Annotated in this window: 23 protein-coding genes and 1 tRNA gene; 12 read left to right on the top strand and 12 right to left on the bottom strand. The window is 68.3% G+C overall.

Features of this window, described 5'->3' with window-relative positions:
• The 3 genes from Q7J39_RS16855 to Q7J39_RS16865 form a co-directional block, all read right to left on the bottom strand.
• The coding region (locus Q7J39_RS16855) for a 3-keto-5-aminohexanoate cleavage protein (protein ID WP_304827816.1) at positions 1 to 249 on the bottom strand (249 nt) is incomplete at its 3' end.
• Positions 250 to 344: 95 nt separating this feature from the next.
• Positions 345 to 421 (bottom strand) — tRNA-Arg (locus Q7J39_RS16860).
• Positions 422 to 467: 46 nt separating this feature from the next.
• Entirely contained in the window at positions 468 to 1,418 is a 951-nt protein-coding gene (locus Q7J39_RS16865) for an ABC transporter ATP-binding protein (protein ID WP_304827819.1), read from the bottom strand.
• Positions 1,419 to 1,523: 105 nt separating this feature from the next.
• Here Q7J39_RS16865 and Q7J39_RS16870 point away from each other — a divergent pair, with 105 nt between their 5' ends.
• Positions 1,524 to 1,823 (top strand): zinc-finger domain-containing protein, encoded by a 300-nt coding sequence (locus Q7J39_RS16870; protein WP_370690095.1) that lies wholly within the window; start codon positions 1,524 to 1,526, stop codon positions 1,821 to 1,823.
• A gap of 83 nt (positions 1,824 to 1,906) precedes the next feature.
• Positions 1,907 to 2,704: an isocitrate lyase/phosphoenolpyruvate mutase family protein gene (locus tag Q7J39_RS16875; RefSeq protein ID WP_304827822.1), complete on the top strand. Its 798-nt coding sequence runs from the start codon at positions 1,907 to 1,909 to the stop codon at positions 2,702 to 2,704.
• Between the two features lie 47 nt (positions 2,705 to 2,751).
• Here the strand turns inward: Q7J39_RS16875 and rimM are convergent, their stop codons facing one another.
• From rimM to Q7J39_RS16905, 6 genes are all read right to left on the bottom strand, one after another.
• On the bottom strand, positions 2,752 to 3,270 hold the full coding sequence (gene rimM / locus Q7J39_RS16880) for a ribosome maturation factor RimM (protein WP_304827825.1): 519 nt from the start codon (positions 3,268 to 3,270) through the stop codon (positions 2,752 to 2,754).
• Between the two features lie 24 nt (positions 3,271 to 3,294).
• Complete coding sequence (rpsP, locus tag Q7J39_RS16885; RefSeq protein WP_304827827.1) at positions 3,295 to 3,855, bottom strand: 30S ribosomal protein S16; 561 nt, start codon at positions 3,853 to 3,855, stop codon at positions 3,295 to 3,297.
• Between the two features lie 19 nt (positions 3,856 to 3,874).
• Complete coding sequence (ffh, locus tag Q7J39_RS16890) at positions 3,875 to 5,419, bottom strand: signal recognition particle protein (protein ID WP_304827830.1); 1,545 nt, start codon at positions 5,417 to 5,419, stop codon at positions 3,875 to 3,877.
• A gap of 193 nt (positions 5,420 to 5,612) precedes the next feature.
• Complete coding sequence (locus Q7J39_RS16895) at positions 5,613 to 7,733, bottom strand: M3 family metallopeptidase (protein WP_304827833.1); 2,121 nt, start codon at positions 7,731 to 7,733, stop codon at positions 5,613 to 5,615.
• An 87-nt stretch (positions 7,734 to 7,820) separates the two neighbouring features.
• A complete protein-coding gene (locus Q7J39_RS16900) occupies positions 7,821 to 8,474 on the bottom strand; it encodes a TetR/AcrR family transcriptional regulator (RefSeq protein ID WP_304827836.1) in 654 nt (217 codons plus the stop codon).
• A gap of 14 nt (positions 8,475 to 8,488) precedes the next feature.
• A complete protein-coding gene (locus Q7J39_RS16905; RefSeq protein WP_304827839.1) occupies positions 8,489 to 8,749 on the bottom strand; it encodes a hypothetical protein in 261 nt (86 codons plus the stop codon).
• Between the two features lie 175 nt (positions 8,750 to 8,924).
• Here Q7J39_RS16905 and Q7J39_RS16910 point away from each other — a divergent pair, with 175 nt between their 5' ends.
• From Q7J39_RS16910 to Q7J39_RS16940, 7 genes are all read left to right on the top strand, one after another.
• Entirely contained in the window at positions 8,925 to 9,776 is an 852-nt protein-coding gene (locus tag Q7J39_RS16910) for a glutamate racemase (RefSeq protein ID WP_304827841.1), read from the top strand.
• Between the two features lie 14 nt (positions 9,777 to 9,790).
• A complete protein-coding gene (locus tag Q7J39_RS16915) occupies positions 9,791 to 10,318 on the top strand; it encodes an ATPase (RefSeq protein WP_304827844.1) in 528 nt (175 codons plus the stop codon).
• Positions 10,319 to 10,436: 118 nt separating this feature from the next.
• On the top strand, positions 10,437 to 11,000 hold the full coding sequence (ahpC, locus tag Q7J39_RS16920) for an alkyl hydroperoxide reductase subunit C (protein WP_304827847.1): 564 nt from the start codon (positions 10,437 to 10,439) through the stop codon (positions 10,998 to 11,000).
• Between the two features lie 81 nt (positions 11,001 to 11,081).
• Complete coding sequence (ahpF, locus tag Q7J39_RS16925; RefSeq protein ID WP_304827850.1) at positions 11,082 to 12,665, top strand: alkyl hydroperoxide reductase subunit F; 1,584 nt, start codon at positions 11,082 to 11,084, stop codon at positions 12,663 to 12,665.
• 65 nt (positions 12,666 to 12,730) lie between these two features.
• Positions 12,731 to 13,627 carry a hydrogen peroxide-inducible genes activator gene (locus tag Q7J39_RS16930; RefSeq protein WP_304827853.1) on the top strand — a complete coding sequence of 299 codons (897 nt, stop codon included), beginning with the start codon at positions 12,731 to 12,733 and terminating at the stop codon, positions 13,625 to 13,627.
• 84 nt (positions 13,628 to 13,711) lie between these two features.
• Positions 13,712 to 14,116 carry a host attachment protein gene (locus tag Q7J39_RS16935; protein WP_304827856.1) on the top strand — a complete coding sequence of 135 codons (405 nt, stop codon included), beginning with the start codon at positions 13,712 to 13,714 and terminating at the stop codon, positions 14,114 to 14,116.
• A 125-nt stretch (positions 14,117 to 14,241) separates the two neighbouring features.
• Positions 14,242 to 14,811: a PadR family transcriptional regulator gene (locus Q7J39_RS16940; protein WP_304827859.1), complete on the top strand. Its 570-nt coding sequence runs from the start codon at positions 14,242 to 14,244 to the stop codon at positions 14,809 to 14,811.
• Positions 14,812 to 14,815: 4 nt separating this feature from the next.
• On the opposite strand, the gene Q7J39_RS16945 is transcribed toward Q7J39_RS16940, so the two are convergent.
• Entirely contained in the window at positions 14,816 to 15,331 is a 516-nt protein-coding gene (locus Q7J39_RS16945; protein WP_304827863.1) for a GNAT family N-acetyltransferase, read from the bottom strand.
• Between the two features lie 2 nt (positions 15,332 to 15,333).
• Complete coding sequence (locus tag Q7J39_RS16950) at positions 15,334 to 17,394, bottom strand: prolyl oligopeptidase family protein (protein WP_304827866.1); 2,061 nt, start codon at positions 17,392 to 17,394, stop codon at positions 15,334 to 15,336.
• Positions 17,395 to 17,475: 81 nt separating this feature from the next.
• Here Q7J39_RS16950 and dapF point away from each other — a divergent pair, with 81 nt between their 5' ends.
• The 3 genes from dapF to Q7J39_RS16965 are packed head-to-tail and all read left to right on the top strand — an operon-like array spanning position 17,476 to position 20,104.
• Positions 17,476 to 18,303 carry a diaminopimelate epimerase gene (gene dapF, locus Q7J39_RS16955; protein WP_304827869.1) on the top strand — a complete coding sequence of 276 codons (828 nt, stop codon included), beginning with the start codon at positions 17,476 to 17,478 and terminating at the stop codon, positions 18,301 to 18,303.
• A gap of 23 nt (positions 18,304 to 18,326) precedes the next feature.
• Positions 18,327 to 19,643, top strand: a complete 1,317-nt coding sequence (gene mtaB, locus Q7J39_RS16960) for a tRNA (N(6)-L-threonylcarbamoyladenosine(37)-C(2))-methylthiotransferase MtaB (RefSeq protein WP_304827915.1) — start codon at positions 18,327 to 18,329, stop codon at positions 19,641 to 19,643.
• Positions 19,640 to 20,104 carry a GFA family protein gene (locus tag Q7J39_RS16965; RefSeq protein WP_304827872.1) on the top strand — a complete coding sequence of 155 codons (465 nt, stop codon included), beginning with the start codon at positions 19,640 to 19,642 and terminating at the stop codon, positions 20,102 to 20,104. The genes mtaB and Q7J39_RS16965 overlap by 4 nt, the downstream gene beginning before the upstream one ends.
• Here the strand turns inward: Q7J39_RS16965 and Q7J39_RS16970 are convergent.
• Positions 20,101 to 20,730: a trimeric intracellular cation channel family protein gene (locus Q7J39_RS16970; RefSeq protein WP_304827875.1), complete on the bottom strand. Its 630-nt coding sequence runs from the start codon at positions 20,728 to 20,730 to the stop codon at positions 20,101 to 20,103. The two genes, Q7J39_RS16965 and Q7J39_RS16970, sit on opposite strands and share 4 nt — an antisense overlap.
• Between the last annotated feature and the right edge of the window lie 41 nt (positions 20,731 to 20,771).

Consider the following 20,771-nt stretch of genomic DNA (forward strand, 5'->3'; position numbering starts at 1 on the left):
GAGATTGATCAGCACGTCGGTGCCGCTGGCGCGGATGCGCTCCACCGCCTCGCGATAGAGCGCTCCGTCCATGCTCGGCCGCGTGGTCTGCGGATCGCGCACGTGGATGTGGACGATGGCCGCGCCCGCCTTGGCGGCGTCGATCGCCGACGCGGCGATCTCACGCGGCGTCACCGGAACGGCCGGGTTACGCGCCGGCGTATCCGCCGACCCGGTGACCGCGCAAGCGATCATCACTTTACGTTGCATCGTCCGCCTCCCGCGGCAAAATTGTGCCGGGCGATTGCGCCATCCGACAATGACGGCCGATGCGCAATCCACACCTTTTAATTTGACGGAGAAATTGGCGCGCCCGAGACGATTCGAACGTCCGACCTTTGCCTTCGGAGGGCAACGCTCTATCCAGCTGAGCTACGGGTGCGTTTCGGAAACGCGCTTCTAGCGGAAAGCCGCGCGGAACGAAAGGCTCAGGCGTCGATGGGCGCCGGAGCCGAGGTGAGGGAGACGAAGACGTCCTCCAGGTCAGGGTCCTCGGTGGCGATGTCCTTGATGTGCAGCCCCGCGCCGCGCACGGCGGCCAGCACCTGTTCGACGCTGGACTGGCCGGTGCGGTACGAGACCGCGAAGGCGCCCGCGGCCCGCAGCTTGGTCTCGAAACCCGGCAGGGTCGGGGCCACGGTCACGGGTTCCTCCGGTGTCACCACCACGTTGCGGATGTCCATTCGCGCCAGCAGGGTCCCGGTGGGCTCGCAAGCCACCACCTGGCCGCGGTTGACGATGGCGATCTGGTCGCAGAGTTCCTGAGCCTCTTCCAGATAGTGGGTGGTGAGCACGATGGTCACGCCCCTGCGGTTCAGCTCCACCACATAGGCCCAGAGCTGCTTGCGCAGCTCGACGTCCACGCCGGCGGTGGGTTCGTCGAGGATCAGGACGGGCGGGTTGTGGGTCATGGCCTTGGCCACCATCAGCCGGCGCTTCATGCCGCCCGACAGCTGGCGGACATAGGCGTTGGCCTTGTCGCCGAGGCCGAGCGCGTTGAGCAGCTCCATGGTGCGGCGCTCACTGGCCGGCACGCCATACATGCCGGCCTGGACCTCCAGGCTCTCGCGCGGGGTAAAGAAGGGGTCAGCGGCGATCTCCTGCGGCACCACCCCGATGGCGGCGCGGGCGTCGCGGGGCCGTTCGTCGATGTCGCGCCCCCAGATGGAGACCGTGCCCGAGGTCTTCTTGCAGAGCCCGGCCAGGATATTGATGAAGGTCGACTTGCCCGCCCCGTTGGGTCCCAGCAGCCCGAAGATCGAGCCGCGCGGGATGACCAGGTCGATCCCCTTCAGGGCCTGCATCTCACTGGTGGTCTTGGTGGCGGGATAGGTCTTCACGAGGCCCCTGGCCTCGATGGCGTAGTCGGGAAGGGTCATGCCGGACTTTTCGAAAAACAGGCGCGATTGACGCGTAAAGCTATGGTCGCATACCTAGGCGCACGTGGGCGTATCTCCAAGCGTCCGCCGCCGGAGAGTTTGCCTATGGCCCGTAAAGCCACCCCCGTCCCAAACCAGGGCGCCCACGTCGAACCGATGCCCGCCAAGCCCGCCCTGGCCGTCAACCTGCCCGCGCCCGAAGTGGTGGTGGTGCGCACTGGCCGCATCGCCTGCGACGGCGTCGGTGGGGCCCTGGGACATCCGCGCGTCTGGCTGGAGATGGGCGAGGCCACCTTCGTCGAATGCCCCTATTGCGACCGCCGCTTCGTGCTGGCCGCCGGGACCGAAGGCCCCGAGGACGAGCGCCTGGCCCCGGGCGTCTACGAAGGCCCGCACGGCCACTGATCCAGACGCTGTCTGAGTCCGATATCCGCGAGCATGTCACGGCGGCGCCTCCTATATCGTCCAGACGATAGGAGGACACACCCATGAGCCAAGCCGCCGCCTTCAAGGCCCTGCATGCCGGCCCCGAGATCCTGGTCCTGCCCAACGCCTGGGACGCCGCCAGCGCCGCCCTCATGGAGGACGCCGGCGCCAAGGCCGTGGCCACCTCCAGCGCCGCCGTCGCCTGGGCCCACGGTTATGCCGATGGCGATTTCTCTCCCGTGCCCCTGGTGCTGACCGCCATCGCCGAGGTCACCCGGGTGATCAAGGTCCCGCTGACCGCCGACATCGAGGGCGGCTATACCGACGACCTTTCTCAGTTGGCCGAGACCATCAAGGCTGTGGTGGGCGCCGGCGCCGTGGGGATCAATCTGGAGGACGGCGCGCGGGACCCGGCCCTGCACGCCCGCAAGATCGAGGCGGCGCGAAAGGCCGCCGATCAGGCCGGCGTGGCCCTGTTCATCAACGCCCGCACCGACGTCTATCTGAAGAACCTGATGCAGGGAGACGCCGCCGAAGCCGAGGTGCTGGCCCGCGCCAAGGCCTATGGCTCGGCCGGCGCCGACGGCATCTTCGTGCCTGGCCCCACCGACGGCGCGCTGCTGGGCCGGTTCGCAAAGGCCATCAACCTGCCGGTCAACGCCATGGCCCGGACGGGCCTGCCCAATGCGGCGGCATTGCAGGGGTTGGGCGTGCGGCGGCTGTCCTCGGGGGGCGGCCTGTTCGCGGCGGCCTACGGGACCCTGGCGCGGGCCACGATGGCCTATCTGGAGGATGGCGACTCCGACGCGCTAGGGCCGCTGTCCGTGGGGCTGCCGAGCTTCAACAAGCGGTTCGGCTAGGGCCTAATTCCTCCCCCGAAACGGCCTGCGGCCTGGGGGAGGACTGTCTACTCCTCGGCGTCGCCGTCGATCTCGGCGGGGCGCAGGGCGATCAGCTTGCCCTCGGCGAGACGAACCTCCGGCACCGTCTCGCGGGTGAAGGGCAGCCACCAGCTGGCGCCCATGGGGGGCTGGACCTCGATGAGGTCGCCGGCCCCGAAGTCCTGGATGGTCTTGACCTTGCCCATCAGCTCGCCCTCGGGGGTCTCGAGGGTCAGGCCCAGCAGGTCGGCGTGATAGAATTCGTCTTCATCGGGGGCGGGCAGGGCCTCGCGGGCGATGAACAGCTTGAGGCCGCGCAGGGCCTCGGCCTGGTCGCGGGTGTCGATCCCTGCGGCCCTGGCGATCACCGCCCCCTTCACCGCCCGCGCCGTGGTGATGGTCAGGCCGGGCGAACCGTCCTCGCGGGTCAGGACCTTGTAGGCGGCGAGCGCCAGCGGGTCCTCGGTGAAGGTGGTGATGCGGATCTCCCCGCGCACGCCGAAGGCTCCGGCGACGCGGGCGACCTGGAGGAGGCGGCCAGCCATGGGACTACCGCCTCCTCGCAAGGCTTAGGCTTGTTCCGGGGTCGCGTCGTCGGCGGCCTCGGCGGCCGGTTCGACAGCGGCTTCCTCGGCGGCGGCCGGGGCTTCTTCAGCGGCCGGAGCAGCTTCAGCAGTCGGGGCTTCTTCAGCAGCCGGGGCTTCAGCGGCCGGAGCCTCTTCAGCCGGAGCCTCGACGACGGGTTCCGGCTCGGGGGCCGGGGCGTTCTTGGCTTCTTCCAGAGCGGCGGCGGCGGCGGCGTCGCGCTGGGCGCGCTCTTCCGTACGCTCGAGCGCCTTCTTGCCGGGCTTGCCCTTGTTGGGGTTGTTGCCGTGTTCCCACTTCACGACGCCGGCCTGGGCCAGGAAGCGCGCGACGCGGTCGGTGGGCTGGGCGCCCTTGTCGATCCAGGCCTGGATGCTTTCCAGCTTCAGGGTGACGCGGGTCGGGTCATCGCGCTTCAGCAGCGGGTTGTAGGTGCCCACCTTCTCGATGAAGCGGCCATCGCGGGGCGAGTGGCTGTCGGCGACGACGATGGAGTAGTAGGGGCGCTTCTTGGCGCCGCCACGGGCGAGACGGATCTTCAGCATGGTCTAGTCCTTGTTATCTCTAGGATTTCTTGAAGGGATTGAAGCCGGGGGGCATGCCGCCGCCCAGGCCGGGAAGTTTGGGGAGCCCGTCGCCGAGGCCGGGCAGCTTGCCCCCGCCCGCGGCCATCTTGCCGAGCTCTTCGAGTTGGTTCTGATCGGGCGTGGCCAGCTTGCCTCCGCCCAGCGACTTCAGCCGGTCCATGCCGCCCGCGCCGCCGCCGCCGCCCATCATCCCGGCCATGCGGGCGAAGCCCTTGCCGCCGTCCTTGCTCATCATCTTGAAGGCGTCGGCCATCTGGCGATGCTGCTTCAGCAGGCGGTTGACCTCGGAGACGTCGACGCCGGCGCCCTTGGCGATGCGGCGCTTGCGCGAGGCGGCCAGGATATCGGGCTTCTTGCGCTCCAGCTTGGTCATCGAGGAGATGATCGCCGCCTGGCGGTCCAGGGCCTTGTCCGAGATGTTGGCCTCGGCGATCTGCTTCTTCATCTTCTGGACGCCGGGGAGGAAGCCCATCAGGCCCTCCATGCCGCCCATCTTTTTCATCTGGGCGAACTGGTCGGCCATCATGTCCAGGTCGAACTGGCCCTTTGCCAGCTTCTTGGCCATGGCCTCGGCCTTGGCGACATCCAGGTCGGCGCTGGCCTTTTCCACCAGGGCCACCACGTCGCCCTGGCCCAGGATCCGGCCGGCCACGCGGGCGGCGTCGAAGACGTCCAGGCCGTCGATCTTTTCCGAGACGCCCAGGAACTTGATGGGCAGGCCGGTGACCGCGCGCATGGAGAGCGCCGCGCCCCCGCGCCCGTCACCGTCGGCCCGCGTCAGCACCAGGCCGGTGAGCGGCAGGCGCTCGTGGAAGGCCTTGGCGGTGCGAACCGCGTCCTGGCCGGTGAGGCTGTCGGCCACCAGCAGGGTTTCGGAGGGGTTGGCGATCCGCGCGATCTCGGCGGCCTCGCTCATCATCGCCTCGTCGAGCGTCGTGCGCCCGGCGGTGTCGAGGATGAGGATGTCATAGCCCTGCAGCTTGGCGGCGCTCATGGCGCGCCGGGCGATGTCCGGGGCGCTCTGGCCGGCCACGATGGGCAGGGAGTCGACGCCGGCCGCGACGGCCAGGGTGGCCAGCTGCTCCATGGCCGCGGGACGGCGGGTGTCCAGCGAGGCCAGCAGGACCTTCTTGCGGTCCTTGGCCAGCTTCAGGCCGAGCTTGGCCGCCGTGGTGGTCTTGCCCGAGCCTTGCAGGCCGGCCATCAGGATCACGGTGGGCGGGTTGAGGCTGATGTTCAGCCCCTCGGCGCCGCCCTCGCCGCCCAGCATCTCCACCAGGCCGTCATAGGTGATCTTGACCACCTGGTCGGCGGGACGGATCGAGCGGATCACGTCCTGGCCGGCGGCCTTTTCCTTGGCCTTGGCGATGAACTCGCGGACAACAGGAAGGGCGACGTCGGCCTCGAGCAAGGCCACGCGGACCTCGCGGAGCGCCTCGTCGATATCCTTTTCGGACAGCACGCCACGACCGGAGAGCCGGTCGAAGACGGATGACAGCCGATCTGTTAGCGCGTCGAACATCAATTCACCCTGTGGCCCAAACGCAATCGACCCCCGTGGACGATCACGTCGACGGGGGGCCTCGCCGCTCTCGTCCCAGATAAGACCTGGGGGCCGTAGCGGTAGAGGGCGCGATTGCTCTGCGCCGGAAGGGCGCGCTTATGCGCTCAGAGGGCCGAAAGGTCAAGGAAGCCGGGGTTTGGCCTCGCTAGGGTCAGGTGGTGGGGAACCCCTTGTCGCGCAGATAGGCCTTCACGTCGGGGTCGCGACCGCGGAAATTCCGGTAGGCCTCGGCCGGATCGACGGTGTTGCCGATGCTCATGACCGTGTCGTGCAGGCGCTTGGCCACCGCCTTGTCATAGGGACCGCTGGCCTCGGTGAAGGCCCCGTAGGCGTCGTGGGCCAGGACCTCCGACCAGAGGTAGCTGTAGTAGCCGGCCGAATAGCCGTCGCTGGCGAAGACGTGCTGGAACTGCGGCGTGCGGTGGCGCATGGGCAGTTCCCTGGGCATGCCCAGCTTCGTCAGTTCCTCGCGCTCGAAGGCGTCGGGATCGATATCGGCGTCCCCGGCCAGGTGCAGCTTCATGTCGATGAGCGCCGAGGACAGGTATTCGGTGACCTCGAAGCCCTGGCGGAAGGTGTGGGCCTTCTCGATCTTGGCGGCCAGGGCGGCGGGCATCGGCTTGCCGGTCTGGTGGTGCAGGGCGAAGCGGTTCAGCACCTCCGGCGTCGCCAGCCATTCCTCGTTCACCTGGCTGGGGAACTCGACATAGTCCCGGGCCACGGCGGTGCCGGCCAGGGACGGATAGTTCACGTTGGAGTTCAGGCCGTGCAGGGCGTGGCCGAACTCGTGGAACAGGGTGGTGGCGTCATCCCAGCTGATCAGCACCGGCTCGCCGGGGGCGCCCTTCACGAAGTTGGCGTTGTTGGAGACGATGGTGGTGATCTTGCCGCGGAATTTCTCCTGGCTCCGATAGGCGTTCATCCAGGCGCCCGAGCGCTTGCCCTGACGGGCGTACGGGTCGAGATACCAGAGGCCGACATGGGTCCCGTCGGCGGCCTTGACCTCCCAGACCTTGATGTCGGGATGGGCCACCGGCACGTCAGTCACCGGGTGATAGCTGAAGCCGTAGATCTGGCCCGAGGCCCAGAACATCCCCTCCCGCAGCTTGTCGAGCTGCAGGTAGGCCTTCACCTCGTTCATATCGAGGTTGTAGCGCTGCGCCCGGACCTTCTCGGCGTAGAAGCGGTAGTCCCAGGGCTCGATCTTCACCCCGGCCTTTTCCTTGTCGGCGATGGCCTGCATCTCGGCCACCTCCTCACGGACCCGGGCGATGGCCGAGGGCCAGACCCGCATCATCAGGGCCATGGCGTTTTCCGGCGTCTTGGCCATGGCGTTGTCCAGCCGCCAGTGGGCGTGGGTCGGATAGCCCAACAGCCTGGCGCGTTCGACCCGCAGCTTGAGGATCTTCTTGATGATAGCGTTGTTGTCGTGGGCGTCGCCGTTATCGCCGCGGCTGTAGAAGGTGCGCCAGACCTTTTCCCTCAGGTCCCGCCGCGTCGAATAGGTCAGGAACGGATCGATGGACGAGCGCGTGTTGAGGATGGCGAACTCGCCCTTGTGGCCGCGCTCCTCCGCCGCGCCGGCGGCGGCGTCGCGAACGTCGCCCGGCAGGCCCTTCAGCTCACTCTCGGTGCGCAGGTAGAGGACGTAGTCCGTCTCGTCGGCCAGCAGGTTCTGGCTGAAGGCGGTGAAGTTCTGGGCCAGTTCCTGGTTGATCGCTCCGACCCTGGCCTTGGCCTCCGGCGTCAGCCGGGCGCCGGCCCGCACGAAGCGATTCCAGTACACCCAACTCAGCCGCTGCTGCTCGGGGGTCAGGCCCGAGGTTGTCCGCGCCTCATAGACCGCCTCGATGCGTTTGAAGAGGGCGGCGTTCTGCAGGATCGCGTCGCCGTGGGCGGCGTCCTTCGGGGCAAGTTCCTTTTCCACAGCCCGCATCTCGGGCGTCGACAGGGTGCCGCTCCAGATGCCGGTCAAGGTATCGACACGGCTCTTGGCGTCGCCAGTGCGCTCTAGGGCCTCGATGGTGTTGGCGAAGCTGGCCGGCTCGGGGTTGGCCGCGATGGCGGCGACCTCCGCGAGTTCCGCCGCCATGGCCGCCTCGACGGCCGGCGCGAAGTCGGCGACCTTGACCTTGTCGAAGGGTGGGACCCCGCCATAGGGCCCGGTCCAGGGCGCCAAGAGGGTATTGCCGTCGGCGGCGAGGCTCATGCCAGGAACCAGGGTTGCGGCGGCCAGGGCGCTGGACGCGGCGAGAAACGTGCGCCGATGCATGGAGACTCCGGAAAAACGGCTCAAGAAGGCGCGACCTTAAGCAGGATGTAACAGGAGGTCACATGACAGGCGCGTAATCTTGCCGGTTTATTCGGGGCGCCGCGTCGCCGCACGGGCGGCGCTGAAGGCCTCGCGGCTGATCTTCGTGCTCTCGTCGGGCGTCACGCCGAAGGCGATCAGGATCAAGGACACCAGGTCCACGGCGTGATCGGGGCCGACCGCCCCCAGCACCAGGTCGCGCAGGCCCATGCGGAAGGCGCCGAAGGCCAGGTTGCGGGCGGCGGCGACCTCACAGTCGCGGAACCGGCCGCTGGCCACGGCGGCCTTGTAGATGGCGTCGAACCGGGCCTCGAACACCGCCTGACGCGGGATGGGTGTGGACTCGATCTTCAGGGACAGCCAGCCGCGCACAGGGTCAGCGACAAAGCTGGCCATGACCCGGTGGAGCACCAATGCCAGGAGAACGGCGGGGTCATCGATCCCTGACCGGATCGGCTCCAGGGTCTTGTCCAGGGCCTCGGAGGTCTCGGTGTTCAGGGCGTGGAGCAGGTCTTCGAAGGTGGGGAAGTAGTTGTAGAAGGTGCCCCGCGAGACGCCGGCGGCGGCCACGAAGTCCTCAATTGACGCGGCTTCGGGGCCCTTGTCGGCGATCACCGTCATCGCCGCCTTGATCAGGCGTGCGCGGGTTTGCGCGCGGCGGCTTTCGGCCGCCGCGGCGCGGGCTTCATGATTGACCCTCATGGGGCGTCGAGGGGTCAGGCGGCCCCCAGGTACTGTCGGAGGGCCTGGGCGGCGGCCACGGAATGCGGGTCGCGCCGGGTTTCCAGGTTGTCGATCTCATGGGCCAGGGCCGCGCTGATCTCGCGATGGGCCAGGGGGGAGAGTTCCAGCAGGGCCTTGGTGGAGGCGCGCGCCAGGGCGAGCGCGGTGAGCAGGTCGACTTCGACGCCGACCGTCCAGGCGGGGTCAGACTCGTCCCTGGAGAGGTCGGGACGCGCGGAAAGGGGAATAGCCATGGTGTTCAGGGGGTCTCTGGGAGGAGGGAGAGCCAGGCTGGGGGAGGACTGACCAATTGGGAATGACAGATATGTCAGGCTGACATTGTTGTCAATAGTGGGTAACCACGTTCAGTGAACCTGTTCGCCCGAGAGGGCGCTGGACGCTTCGGCGCGAGAGGGCTAAGCGCGATCCATGGCCATTGGCGTTTTCGATTCTGGGGTGGGCGGGCTGACGGTGCACCGTCGCCTGGTGGACCGCTTTCCGCAGGCGGACCTCATCTACCTCGCCGACCAGGCCAATACGCCCTACGGGGGCCGCGAGGGGGAGGAGATCGTCGATCTCACCCGCGCCGGCTGCGAGAAACTGTTCGACCGCGGTTGCGACCTGGTGGTCCTGGCGTGCAACACCGCCTCGGGCGTGGCCCTGCGGCGCCTGCAGCAAACCTGGTTGCCCAGCTACCGTAAAGAAAAACAGCGCTCGGTGAATGTGCTCGGCATTATCGTGCCCACCATCGAGGCCGCCACGGGTCTGCCGTGGGAACATGAGGCCGACCGCCGGGGCGACAAGGTGGAGAAGCTGGACGTGCTGGCGGTGTTCGCCACGCCCGCCACAGCCCGCTCCCGGGTCTACGAGATCGAGATCGACAAGCGCCGCCAGGATGTGGCGGTCTTCTCCGAACCCTGCCCGGAGCTCGCCCGCATGATCGAGACCGGCGCCGGGGCGGTGGAGCTGGCCACTGTGGTGGAGGCTCACGTCAAGGCCATCAGCACCCGCATCGGCCGCGCGCCCGACCGCGCCATCCTCGGATGCACCCACTATGAGATGGTGGCCGACATGTTCCGCGCGGCGCTCAAGCCCGGCACCCCGCTGATCCACCAGCCCGACGCCACCGCCGACGCCCTGGAGGCCTATCTGGCCAAGCATCCGGAATATACCGCCGGCGACTCGGGCCGACGCGTCTTCCTCACCACCGGAAATCCGGGCGCTCAGCACACCCTGGTGGAGACTTTCTGGGGGGCTCCGTTAAGCTTCGAGCAAGCTTAAGCAGGAGAGTCACGATGAAGACCGTGCTGGCGGCCCTGGCCGTCCTGTCGCTTGCCGGCGCCGCGCGCGCCGAGGTCGCCGACCAGTCGCCTCAGGGCTTCGAGAGCCTGCACACCGTCACCATCGCCGCCCCGCCTGCCAAGGTGCGCGCGGCGATCCTGGAGGTGGGCAGGTGGTGGAATCCCGCCCATAGCTGGTCGGGCGACGCCCGCAACCTCTTCATCGACCTGGCGACAGGCTGTTTCTGCGAGAAGTTGAAGGACGGCTTCGTGCGCCACATGACGGTGGTCTATGCCGGGGACACCGCCCTGCGGCTGTCGGGCGCGCTCGGACCTCTGCAGTTCACCGGCGCCAGCGGCCACCTGGCCTTCAACCTCAAGGCCGGCGCGGACGCCGCCACAACGGTTCTCACCGTCACCTACGACGTCGGAGGTTACGCCAAAGGCGGCCTGGCCGAGCAGTGGGCCAAGCCGGTGGACGGTGTGATTGGCGAGCAGGTCGGCCGGCTGAAGGCCATGATCGAGACCGGAAAACCGGGATAGGCCACCGGCGGGCGGGGAATAGATAAAATCTATCCGAACGACTTATATTATCAATTTCCCCAATGCTGCGGCGCCGTATAGACAGCGGGCTCCTTCCCGAACCAACCAGGAGCTCGCGTTGTCCCTCATCAATACCGAAATCAAGCCGTTCAAGGCCGAGGCCTTCCAGGCCGGCAAGTTCATCTCCGTCTCGGACGCCGATCTGAAGGGCAAGTGGTCGGTGGTGTTCTTCTATCCCGCCGACTTCACCTTCGTCTGCCCGACCGAGCTTGAGGACCTGGCGGACAACTATGCCGAATTCAAGAAGCTGGGCGTGGAGATCTACAGCGTCTCCACCGACACCCACTTCGCCCACAAGGCCTGGCACGACACCTCGGAAGCCGTGAAGAAGATCGACTACGTCATGGTGGGCGACCCCACCGGCGTGATCACCCGCAACTTCGACGTGATGATCGAAGAGGCCGGCCTCGCCGACCGCGGCACCTTCGTGGTGGACCCGGACGGCAAGATCCAGATCGTCGAGATCACCGCCGGCGGCATCGGCCGCGACGCCCTGGAGCTGCTGCGCAAGGTCAAGGCCGCCCAGTATGTCGCCTCGCACCCCGGCGAGGTCTGCCCCGCCAAGTGGCAGGAAGGCGAAGCCACCCTGGCCCCGTCCCTGGACCTGGTCGGCAAGATCTAAGCCTGCCCGCGGGGCCGCCGTTCATGGGAACGGCGGCCCCGCACCCCTCCTCAATTTCCCGCGCCCCCACCGGAGTCCGTCATGTTGGATCAAGGCCTGAAGTCCCAGCTCAAGACCTACCTGGAGAACCTGCGCCATCCCGTGGCCCTGGTCGCCAGCCTCGACGCCTCGCCGAAATCGGCCGAGCTCAAGGCCCTGCTGGCCGACATCGCCGAGGCTTCGGACAAGATCATCGTCCGCGAGGACGGAACCGACGCTCGCGTTCCTTCCTTCACCGTGGGTGCGGAAGGTTCGCAGTCCCGCGTGACCTTCGCGGGTCTGCCCATGGGCCACGAATTCACCTCCCTGGTCCTGGCCCTGCTGCAGGCTGGCGGCCACCCGCCGCGCGTGGAGGCCGAGGTGATCGACCAGGTGAAGGCGCTCGACGCCGACTTCACCTTCGAGACCTACTTCTCGCTCACCTGCCAGAACTGCCCCGACGTGGTGCAGGCGCTGAACCTGATGAGCGTGCTGAACCCGCGCATCCGCCACACCGCCATCGATGGCGCCCTGTTCCAGGATGAGGTGGAGGCCCGCAAGATCATGGCGGTCCCCACCGTCCTGCTGAACGGCCAGCCCTTCGACCAGGGCCGCATGAGCCTCGAGCAGATCCTGGCCAAGCTGGACACCGGGGCCGCGGCCCGCGACGCGGCCAAGATCGCCGCCAAGGGGATCTTCGACGTGCTGGTGGTGGGCGGCGGCCCGGCCGGTGCGGCGGCGGCGGTCTATGCCGCCCGCAAGGGTATCGTCACCGGCCTGGCGGCCGAGCGCTTCGGCGGCCAGGTGCTGGACACCATGGCCATCGAGAACTTCATCTCGGTGCCCCACACCGAAGGCCCCAAGCTGGTCTCGGGCCTGGAGCAGCACGTCAAGGACTACGACGTCGACGTGATGAACCTGCAGAAGGCGGCCAGGCTGATCCCGGCCCGGGCGGCCGGCGACCTCAATGAGATCGTGCTGGAGAACGGCGCGGTGCTGAAGGCCAAGACCCTCATCCTGGCCCCCGGCGCCCGCTGGCGGCAGATGGGCGTGCCTGGCGAGGAGCAGTACCGCAACGCCGGCGTGGCCTATTGCCCGCACTGCGACGGCCCGCTGTTCAAGGGCAAGAGGGTGGCGGTGATCGGCGGCGGCAACTCCGGCGTCGAGGCGGCCATCGACCTGGCCGGCATCGTCGCCCATGTCACCCTGATCGAATACGACAGCCAGCTGCGGGCCGACGCCGTGCTGCAGCGCAAGCTCGCCAGCCTGGGCAACGTCACCATCATTACCTCGGCCCTGACCACCGAGGTGCTGGGCGACGGCGCCAAGGTGAGCGGCCTGGTCTACCGCGACCGCGCTACCGAGAGCCTGAACACCGTCGATCTGGAGGGGATCTTCGTGCAGATCGGCCTGGTCCCCAACACCGAGTGGCTGGAGGGCGCCATCACCCTGTCGCCGCGCGGCGAGATCGAGGTGGACGGCCACGGGGCGACCTCGGTCCCCGGCGTGTTCGCGGCGGGCGACGCCACCACGACGCCCTTCAAGCAGATCGTCATCGCCGCCGGCGACGGCGCCAAGGCGGCGCTCTCGGCCTTCGACTACCTCATCCGCCTGCCCACCGAGGCGACGGAGGCGGTGGCGGCATAGGGCGCGGTGGTCGGGCGCGCTCGATTGCCGTTGGGGTTTCCATAGACTGAGCCCATGGTGAGGCCATGCTCCCGACCATCCGCCAACTGCAGTACCTGAAGCTCCTCGCCGAGCAGGGGGCGTTCGGCAAGGCCGCCGAGGCCGCCCACGTCACCCAGCCCACCCTGTCGGCGGGGATTCAGGAACTGGAGCGCACCCTGGGCGCCGCGGTGGTGGACCGCGCCCGCTCCGGGGTGATCCTCACCGCCGTGGGGGAGGCGGCGCTCGTCCGCGCCAACACCATCCTCAACGAGGCCGAGGAGCTCGTGCAGGCGGCCAAGAACGCCAGCCAGCCCCTCACCGGCCGCTTCCGCCTCGGCGTCATTCCCACCATCGCGCCGTTCCTGCTGCCCAAGGCCCTGCCCCTGCTGCGCGCGCGCTTTCCGAAGCTGCGGCTCTATCTGCGCGAGGACCTCACTCAGCGACTGATCGCGGCGCTCAAGGCCGGGCAGCTGGACGCGGCCCTCATCGCCCTGCCCTACGACATGGCGGGCCTGGCCCACGCCCACGTCTCGGACGATGAACTGCTGGCCGCCATTCCGGCCGACCATCCCCTCGCTAACCAGCTGGAGTTCCCCCCCTCGGCCATGGAGGGGGAGGACCTGATCCTGCTGGAGGACGGCCACTGCCTGCGCGACCACGTGCTCTCGGCCTGCGGGCTGAAGCCCCCCAAGGCCACCGGCGATGAGGAGGCCTTCGCCGCCACCTCCCTGCCGACCCTGGTGCAGATGGTGGGCTCGGGCCTGGGGGTCACCTATCTGCCGGCCATGGCGGTGGAGGCGGGCCTCACCTCGGCGGCCCATGTCGCCGTGCGACATCTGCAGGCCGACCATCCGAGCCGCGAGATCGTGGTGGCCTGGCGCTCTGGCTCCAGCCGTGGCGCCGAGGGGCGGCTGCTGGCCGAAACGCTTCGCGAGGCGTGACCTTCGGCTTGAGGCAGATCATGGCGGGACCGATCGGCGGTGTCAGACGTTCCGGAGAGGACCTTCCTTTTACCGGAGCAAGATATGCAACTTCCCAAGGGCGCGACTGTCGCGGTCGCTGACGGCGCCGCCTTCCACATCTACCGCAATGGCGGCGACGAACTTAACCCCAAGCTGACCCTCCAGCCGGCGGCCGAACTGGCGCACATGGACGGGAGCGGCGGAAGCCATCACCAGTCCAGCGCCGGCAATCCCGATGACAGCACCCAGATCGAGGACGGCTTCGCGGCCTCCACCGCCGCCTGGCTCAATACTCAGGTGCTTGGCGGCAAGATCGACAACCTCTTCATCATCGCGGCGCCCAAGACCCTGGGCGAGCTTCGTCGGCACTACCACAAGGCCCTGCAGGCCAAGCTGCTGGGCGAGCTGGCCAAGGACCTGACCGGCCACGCCGTCGGCGATATCGAGACCGCCATCGCCAACGCCTGATCGCGTCCGGGGCGGGCCTCGCCCGTCCCGGAGTATCGATTTCGACTTATTTAGATATATCGGACTTGAATTCCGACCCAGCTTAGATATATCTGCAATATCGATATGTCTAAATAGGATCGAAAATGCACAGACGCTTCTCTCACAAACCCGAACATCGCAGCCGCCATGGCTTCGGCGGACACCTGCGCGAGCACCTTCGCGGCCATGGCGGGCGCGGAGAACGCGGCGGCCGTATCGGGCGACTGCTGGAACACGGAGACCTGCGGTTCCTGGTCCTGGCCCTGCTGGCCGAGAAGCCCCGCCATGGCTACGAGGTCATGCGCGAGTTGGAGGAACGGACCGGCGGCGCCTATCGGCCCAGCCCTGGCGTGATCTATCCCACCCTGTCCCTGCTTGAAGACGAGGGGTTCGTGGTCCCGGTCGCCGCTGAAGGCGGTCGCAAGGCCTATGAAGCGACGGCCGCCGGCAAGGACGCTCTCGAGGCCAACCGGGCCTCGGTGGACGCCATCTTCGCCCGCCTAGACGAGGCGGCCGAACACTCCTCCGGCGCCCGGCCCAAGCTGCAGCGGGCCATGCAGAACCTCGGCACCGCGCTCCGCCTGCGCATGCAGCGCGGCGGCGTGACCGAAGACCAGGTGGACGCCATCGCCGCGGCCATCGACGAGGCCGCCTCGAAGATCGAGCGGATCTAGAACTTCACGCGGCGGCTGCACCCAGGTCCCGCGTGAAGTAGAGCGCCAGGTCGTCGTCCACCATGACCTCCTGCATCGCCGCGACGTGCATCCCGTGCCAGGCGATGCCGCGGCCGTCCGGCAGATAGCCTCTCAAGACATAGAGGCGCTGGGCCGGGCCGTAGTCGGGATATAGCCCCACCCCGATGCCGGCGGTCCTGGACCGCGTGGCGATCAGGGCCTCGGCGGCGTCCATCAGGGCCGTGCCAATCCCGTTGCGGCGATACTGGGGCAGGACGTTGAAGTCCTGGATCTCGGGAATGCCCGCCTCGCGGAACGGCTCATAGTGCGGAACCCAGACCACCGTCAGGTAGCCCGCGAACGCTCCGTCCACGCGGGCCACCAGCACCGGCCGGTCGTCGGCGGTCTGTTCGTCCAGATAGCGGACATATTGGGCCTCCGGCTTGTCCCAGCTGATGTCGGAGAAGGCCTGCGCGATCCGCGGCGGGTCCTCCGGCAGGAGGGATGTGATCTCCAGCATCCTCAGTCCATCAGCTTCTGGGCCAGGTACACATAGTGTCGGGCCCAGCGGCGGGCGTTCAGCTCGGGATCGGCGTCGTTGGCGTGACCCCCGAAGGTCTGCTCGTAGTAAAGATAGGGGACGCCCATGGCCTCCAGACGGGCGGCGAACTTCCGCGCGTGGCCGGGGTGTACCCGATCATCTCGGGTGTTGGTGGTGATGTAGGGCTCGGGATATTTCGTCCCCGCCTTGAGGTTCTGGTAGCCGGAGTAGGTCTCGATGAAGGCCCGGTCGGCCGGGACGTCGGGGTCGCCGTACTCCCCGATCCACGAGGCGCCCGCTGGCAGCTTGTGATAGCGCAGCATGTCGATCAGGGGGCTCTCCACCACCACCGCGTTCCAGAGTTCCGGGTGCTGGGTCATGGACACGGTGGTCAGGACGCCGCCGTTTGAGCGGCCATAGATGCCGAGCCGGCGGGCCGAGGTGACCTTCCGGGCCGCCAGGTCGCGGGCCACGGCGGCGAAGTCGTCGAAGGACAGTTGGCGCTTTTCGCGCAGCACGCTCTGGTGCCAGGCGGGCCCGAACTCGCCGCCGCCGCGGATATTGGCGATCACATAGGCCCCGCCGCGCTCCAGCCAGATCTTGCCCATCTCGGGCAGGTAGATCGGCGGCTTGGCCACCTCGAACCCGCCATAGCCGTACATGATGGTGGGGAGGGAGCCGTCCAGCTTCGCCCCCTTCGGCAGCACCACGAAATAGGGAATCTTCGCCCCGTCGGTGGAGGTCGCCCAGTACTGCTTTACCTGGTGGGTGGCGGCGTTGAAGCGGGCGGGCAGGGCCTTCACCGGCGCGGCCTGGCCGCTGGCCGCATCGGCCAGCCACAGGCTGGTGGGGTCGAGGAAGCCCTCGGCGGCCACGAACAGCTGGTCGTCGTTCCCGGAGGTCGAGCGCACGGTGAAGGTGGCGTCCTTGGGTAGGGCAAGACGCTTGACGGTCCACTTGCCGCCCACGCGGTCGTAGACGTCGACCGCGCCCTTCACCTCGTCCAGCAACGTCACCACCAGCCGGCCATGGGTGTCGGAGACCTCGGTGATCGCCTGGCGCGGGCCGGGCTGGAAGATCAGAGCCGGCGTGGCCGTCCCGGTCTTCAGGTCTTCGAGGTTGTAGGCGATAAGGGCGCCGGCGCCGAAGCCGCCCCAGGCCTCCTTGAGCTGAAAGATCGCCTGGCCATCGACATAGGCCTGGTGCTCAGCCTTGCGGGGCAGGGCGATCGTCTTGCCGCCATCTAGCAGGACAAACTCGTTCTCGAAGAAGGTCAGGCCGCGCCGACCGAGCAGGCCGTCGGCCTTGCCGCCCTCGCCGCGCAGCACGATCACGCCGGCCCCGACATCGGACTTCTGGCCGCGATAGATGTCCTTGGTCTGGCCGTCGCGGGTCAGGATCTTGGCGATATAGGCGTAGCCCGAGGGGGTCTCGTCGCCCGGCGTCCAGATGCGGTCGACCACCAGGGTGTCGGCGTCCAGCCAGTCGGCGCTCTGCTTGCCCTCGGTCAGCCGGAAGCCGCCCTCGACGAAGGCCTTCCTCACCGTGTCGAACTCGCGGATTTCCACCGCGTCGCCGCCGCCGTTCGAAAGCTCCACCAGACAGACGGTTTGCGCCGGCTTGAGGCAGGTCGCGCCTTTCCAGATCCAGTTCTTGCCCTCGGTCGCCGACAGGGCGTCCAGGTCGAGCAGGGTCTCCCAGACGGGCGTCGCACCGGCGTAGCTGGCCAAGGTCGCGTGCCGCCAGACGCCATGCACGTGGGCGTCGTCCTGCCAGAGGTTGTCCACCCCGCCCGCTCGGAAGGTCGGCCACGGAATCCGGTCCTTGGCCGTGAAGATGGCGCGGGCCTGTGCGAGATAGGTCGCGTAGCGGGGATCGGTTTCCAGCCGTTTGGCCGCCTTGGCGTTCTGGCCGGCGACCCAGTCCATGGACCGGGGCGCATCGACATCCTCGAGCCAGATGAAGGGGTCGGCGGGGGCCTGGGCATGCGCCATGCCGGCCAGCAGAAGGGCGCTCGTCAGCGCCGCGCAAGAGATTTTCATGAGCCAAATCTAGGACCACGCGGCAGGCCCTGTCTCGCCAAAGGTGATCGGCGGCGATTTCTCGCCTATATAGCCGACATCATGAGCCGTCCGTTCTTGAAGATGAACGGGCTCGGCAACGACTTTGTCGTCGTCGAGGCCCGGTCCGCCCCGTTTGCGCCCAGCGCCGACGAGGTGCGCGCCATCGCGAGCCGCGAGGGCGGGATCGGCTGCGACCAGTTGGTCTCCATTGATCCTTCGGCCCGCGCCGACGCCGCCGTCCGCTTCTGGAACGCCGACGGCGAAGAGGTGGGCGCCTGCGGCAACGCCAGCCGCTGCGTGGGCTGGCTGCTGATGGAGGCCTCGGGCCAGGACGAGGCGACCTTCGAGACCCAGGCGGGGATCCTCAAGGCGCGGCGCGCCGGCGACAAGCGGATCAGCGTCGACATGGGCGCGCCCGGCCTCGACTGGACCCAGATCCCCCTGGAAGAAGAGATGGACACCCGCGGCGTCGAGCTGCAGGTCGGCCCCATCGACGCGCCCCTGCTGCACACGCCGGGCTGTGTCTCGATGGGCAATCCCCACGTGGTGTTCTTCGTTGAGGACGCTGAGACCGCCCCGGTGCGCGAGGTCGGTCCGATGATCGAACATCACCGGCTGTTCCCCGAAGGCGTCAATGTCGGCTTCGCCCAGATCAAGGCCCGTGATCGCATTCGCCTGAAGGTCTGGGAACGCGGCGCCGGCCTCACCAAGGCCTGCGGCACGGGCGCCTGCGCGGCCCTGGTGGCGGCGGCCCGTCGCGGCCTCACCGACCGCAAGGCGACCCTGGAGCTGGATGGCGGCGAGCTGGTGATCGAGTGGCGCGAGAGCGACGGCCACGTGATCATGACCGGCGGGCTGGAGCTCGAATTCACCGGGACCCTGCCGTGAGCGAGATCGTGAATTCTCCGGCAATGGATCCGGGACAGCCCGCCGAAGCGGTCTTCCGGGATGACAATGCCGCCGGCCGAGCCGTTGACATTGTCACCTTCGGCTGCCGGCTCAACGCCTATGAGAGCGAGGTCATCCGCGCGCGGGCGGCGGAGGACGGGCTTTCCAACGCCATCGTCTTCAACACCTGCGCGGTGACCGGCGAGGCCGTGCGCCAGGCGCGCCAGGCGATCCGAAAGGCCCGCCGCGAGCGTCCTGACGCCAAGCTGATTGTCACCGGCTGCGCCGCCCAGATCGACCCGGCCGCCTTCGCCGGCATGGCCGAGGTGGACCTGGTGCTGGGCAATGCCGAGAAGTCGCAGGCCGGCGCCTATGGCGATCGCGCGCCGGAGGGCCGGGTGCGGGTCAACGACATCATGAGTGTCCGCGAGACCGCCGGCCACCTGATCGACGGGCTGAAGGATCGGGCCCGGGCCTATGTCGAGGTGCAGAATGGCTGCGACCACCGCTGCACCTTCTGCATCATCCCCTTCGGCCGGGGCAATTCCCGGTCGGCGGCCGCCGGCGAGGTGGTGGAGCAGGTCCGCAAGCTGACCGCCCAGGGCTATCTCGAGGTGGTGCTCACCGGCGTCGACATCACCAGTTGGGGCTCGGACCTGCCGGGTCAGCCGACCCTGGGCCAACTCGTCGCCCGCATCCTGAAGCTGGTCCCGGAACTGCCGCGCCTGCGGCTCTCCTCCATCGACGCCGCCGAGATCGATCCCGATCTGATGCGCTGTCTGGCGGAGGACCGGCGCCTCATGCCTTACCTGCACCTGTCGCTACAGGCCGGTGACGACATGATCCTCAAGCGGATGAAGCGCCGCCACAGCCGCGCCGACGCCCTGAAGCTGATCGCCGATGTCCGGGCGGTGCGCCCCGACACAGCCTTCGGCGCCGACTTCATCGCCGGTTTTCCCACCGAGACCGAAGAGATGTTCGAGAACACCCTCAAGCTGGTCGAAGACGGCGGGCTTTCCTTCCTGCACGTCTTCCCCTTCAGCCCGCGCCCCGGCACGCCGGCCGCGCGGATGCCGCAGCTGCAGCGCCCGGTGATCAAGGACCGCGCCGCCCGCCTGCGCGCCGCCGGTCAACGGGCCCTGGAGCGCCACCTGCAGCGCCAGGTCGGCCGGATCATCACCGGCCTGGTGGAGCGCGATGGCGTAGCCCGCGCCGAGGACTTCACCGAGATCGCCTATGCGGGCGAGGCCGCCGTGGGGTCCATCGTTCCCCTGCGGATCACCGGCCATGATGGAGCCAAGGCGCTCGGAACCGTGGCGGTGCTGGAGGCGGCTGAATGAGCGGTTGGTCGGGCGGTTGCCAATGCGGCGCGGTGCGCTTCCACGCCGAAAGCCTCGGGCGGCCCAGCATCTGTCACTGCCGCATGTGCCAGAAGGCCTTCGGCGGCTTCTACGGCCCCTATGTCGACGCCGAGGGCTTTGCCTGGACCCGGGGGCAGCCGAAGTATTTTCAGAGCTCCAACCTGATCAAGCGAGGCTTCTGCGGGGACTGCGGCACGCAACTCTCCTTCGAGTCGCCGAAGTGGGCGGTCAATGTCGCCATCGGCGCCTTTGACCAGCCGGAGAAGATCGTCCCGACCCTGCAGATCGGCCTCGACACCAAGCTGCCCTACCTCGACAGCCTGGCCGATCTGCCCGACCGCGCCCCGGAGCAGAAGGCGCGAATGGCGGCATTCTATGCCAGCCTCGTCAGCCACCAGCACCCGGATCACGACACCGAGGTCTGGCCGCCGAACACCTAGTTTTCCGGCGTCCCGCGCCCCGGGAAGCCCGGCAAGGCCCAACCCTTCAGGATCGCACCCGCGCGGATCGCGAGGGCGGCGGCGAAGCCTGCCAGCCCCGCGGGGAAGCCCGGAACCTCGAACATCTGCAGGATGACGAAGACGCCTGCCCCCACCAGGGCGGCGGTGACGTAGATCTCGCGCCTCAGCAGGATGGAGGGTTCGTGGGCCAGGACGTCGCGGATCACCCCGCCGAAACAGGCCGTCAGCGTCCCCATCACCACGGCGGAGAAGGGTGGGGCGCCGAGCGAGGCCGCCTTGGCCGCGCCCACCACGCAGTAGGCCGCGAGCCCCAGGGCGTCGAGCCACAGCAGCACCCGCATGCGCCCGCGCCCCGGCCCGAACACCCAGACCGCCGTGGCGGCGGCTAGGCAGGCCAGGATATAGGCCGGCTTCTGCACCCAGAAGACCGGTGCGCCGATGAGCAGGTCGCGCAGGGTTCCGCCGCCGACGCCCGTCACTGCGGCGAAGAAGCCAAAGGTGACGATGTCGTGCTTCTGGCGCGCCGCGGCCAGGGCGCCGGTGGCGCCGAACACGGCCACGGCGGCATAGTCCAGCCAGGTCAGGGTGGCGGTGAGCGCGTCCATCCTCCATCCTCTATCGCGCACGCCCTTGAGCCGCTAGAAGC

Origin of the sequence: Phenylobacterium sp. (assembly GCF_030651185.1) — a bacterium.
Taxonomy (GTDB): Bacteria; Pseudomonadota; Alphaproteobacteria; order Caulobacterales; family Caulobacteraceae; genus Phenylobacterium.

Bases quoted from the DNA above. Each gene is read 5' to 3' on its own strand.
- Q7J39_RS16915 (WP_304827844.1), top strand. From the start codon at position 9,791: ATGAAGACCGTGCTGGCGGCCCTGGCCGTCCTGTCGCTTGCCGGCGCC.
- Q7J39_RS16930 (WP_304827853.1), top strand. From the start codon at position 12,731: ATGCTCCCGACCATCCGCCAACTGCAGTACCTGAAGCTCCTCGCCGAG.
- Q7J39_RS16935 (WP_304827856.1), top strand. From the start codon at position 13,712: ATGCAACTTCCCAAGGGCGCGACTGTCGCGGTCGCTGACGGCGCCGCC.
- rimM (WP_304827825.1), bottom strand. From the start codon at position 3,270: ATGGCTGGCCGCCTCCTCCAGGTCGCCCGCGTCGCCGGAGCCTTCGGC.
- Q7J39_RS16945 (WP_304827863.1), bottom strand. From the start codon at position 15,331: ATGCTGGAGATCACATCCCTCCTGCCGGAGGACCCGCCGCGGATCGCG.
- Q7J39_RS16965 (WP_304827872.1), top strand. From the start codon at position 19,640: ATGAGCGGTTGGTCGGGCGGTTGCCAATGCGGCGCGGTGCGCTTCCAC.
- Q7J39_RS16950 (WP_304827866.1), bottom strand. From the start codon at position 17,394: ATGAAAATCTCTTGCGCGGCGCTGACGAGCGCCCTTCTGCTGGCCGGC.
- Q7J39_RS16940 (WP_304827859.1), top strand. From the start codon at position 14,242: ATGCACAGACGCTTCTCTCACAAACCCGAACATCGCAGCCGCCATGGC.
- Q7J39_RS16900 (WP_304827836.1), bottom strand. From the start codon at position 8,474: ATGAGGGTCAATCATGAAGCCCGCGCCGCGGCGGCCGAAAGCCGCCGC.
- dapF (WP_304827869.1), top strand. From the start codon at position 17,476: ATGAGCCGTCCGTTCTTGAAGATGAACGGGCTCGGCAACGACTTTGTC.
- Q7J39_RS16910 (WP_304827841.1), top strand. From the start codon at position 8,925: ATGGCCATTGGCGTTTTCGATTCTGGGGTGGGCGGGCTGACGGTGCAC.
- Q7J39_RS16970 (WP_304827875.1), bottom strand. From the start codon at position 20,730: ATGGACGCGCTCACCGCCACCCTGACCTGGCTGGACTATGCCGCCGTG.
- Q7J39_RS16905 (WP_304827839.1), bottom strand. From the start codon at position 8,749: ATGGCTATTCCCCTTTCCGCGCGTCCCGACCTCTCCAGGGACGAGTCT.
- Q7J39_RS16870 (WP_370690095.1), top strand. From the start codon at position 1,524: ATGGCCCGTAAAGCCACCCCCGTCCCAAACCAGGGCGCCCACGTCGAA.
- ffh (WP_304827830.1), bottom strand. From the start codon at position 5,419: ATGTTCGACGCGCTAACAGATCGGCTGTCATCCGTCTTCGACCGGCTC.
- Q7J39_RS16895 (WP_304827833.1), bottom strand. From the start codon at position 7,733: ATGCATCGGCGCACGTTTCTCGCCGCGTCCAGCGCCCTGGCCGCCGCA.
- ahpF (WP_304827850.1), top strand. From the start codon at position 11,082: ATGTTGGATCAAGGCCTGAAGTCCCAGCTCAAGACCTACCTGGAGAAC.
- rpsP (WP_304827827.1), bottom strand. From the start codon at position 3,855: ATGCTGAAGATCCGTCTCGCCCGTGGCGGCGCCAAGAAGCGCCCCTAC.
- mtaB (WP_304827915.1), top strand. From the start codon at position 18,327: ATGGATCCGGGACAGCCCGCCGAAGCGGTCTTCCGGGATGACAATGCC.
- Q7J39_RS16875 (WP_304827822.1), top strand. From the start codon at position 1,907: ATGAGCCAAGCCGCCGCCTTCAAGGCCCTGCATGCCGGCCCCGAGATC.
- Q7J39_RS16865 (WP_304827819.1), bottom strand. From the start codon at position 1,418: ATGACCCTTCCCGACTACGCCATCGAGGCCAGGGGCCTCGTGAAGACC.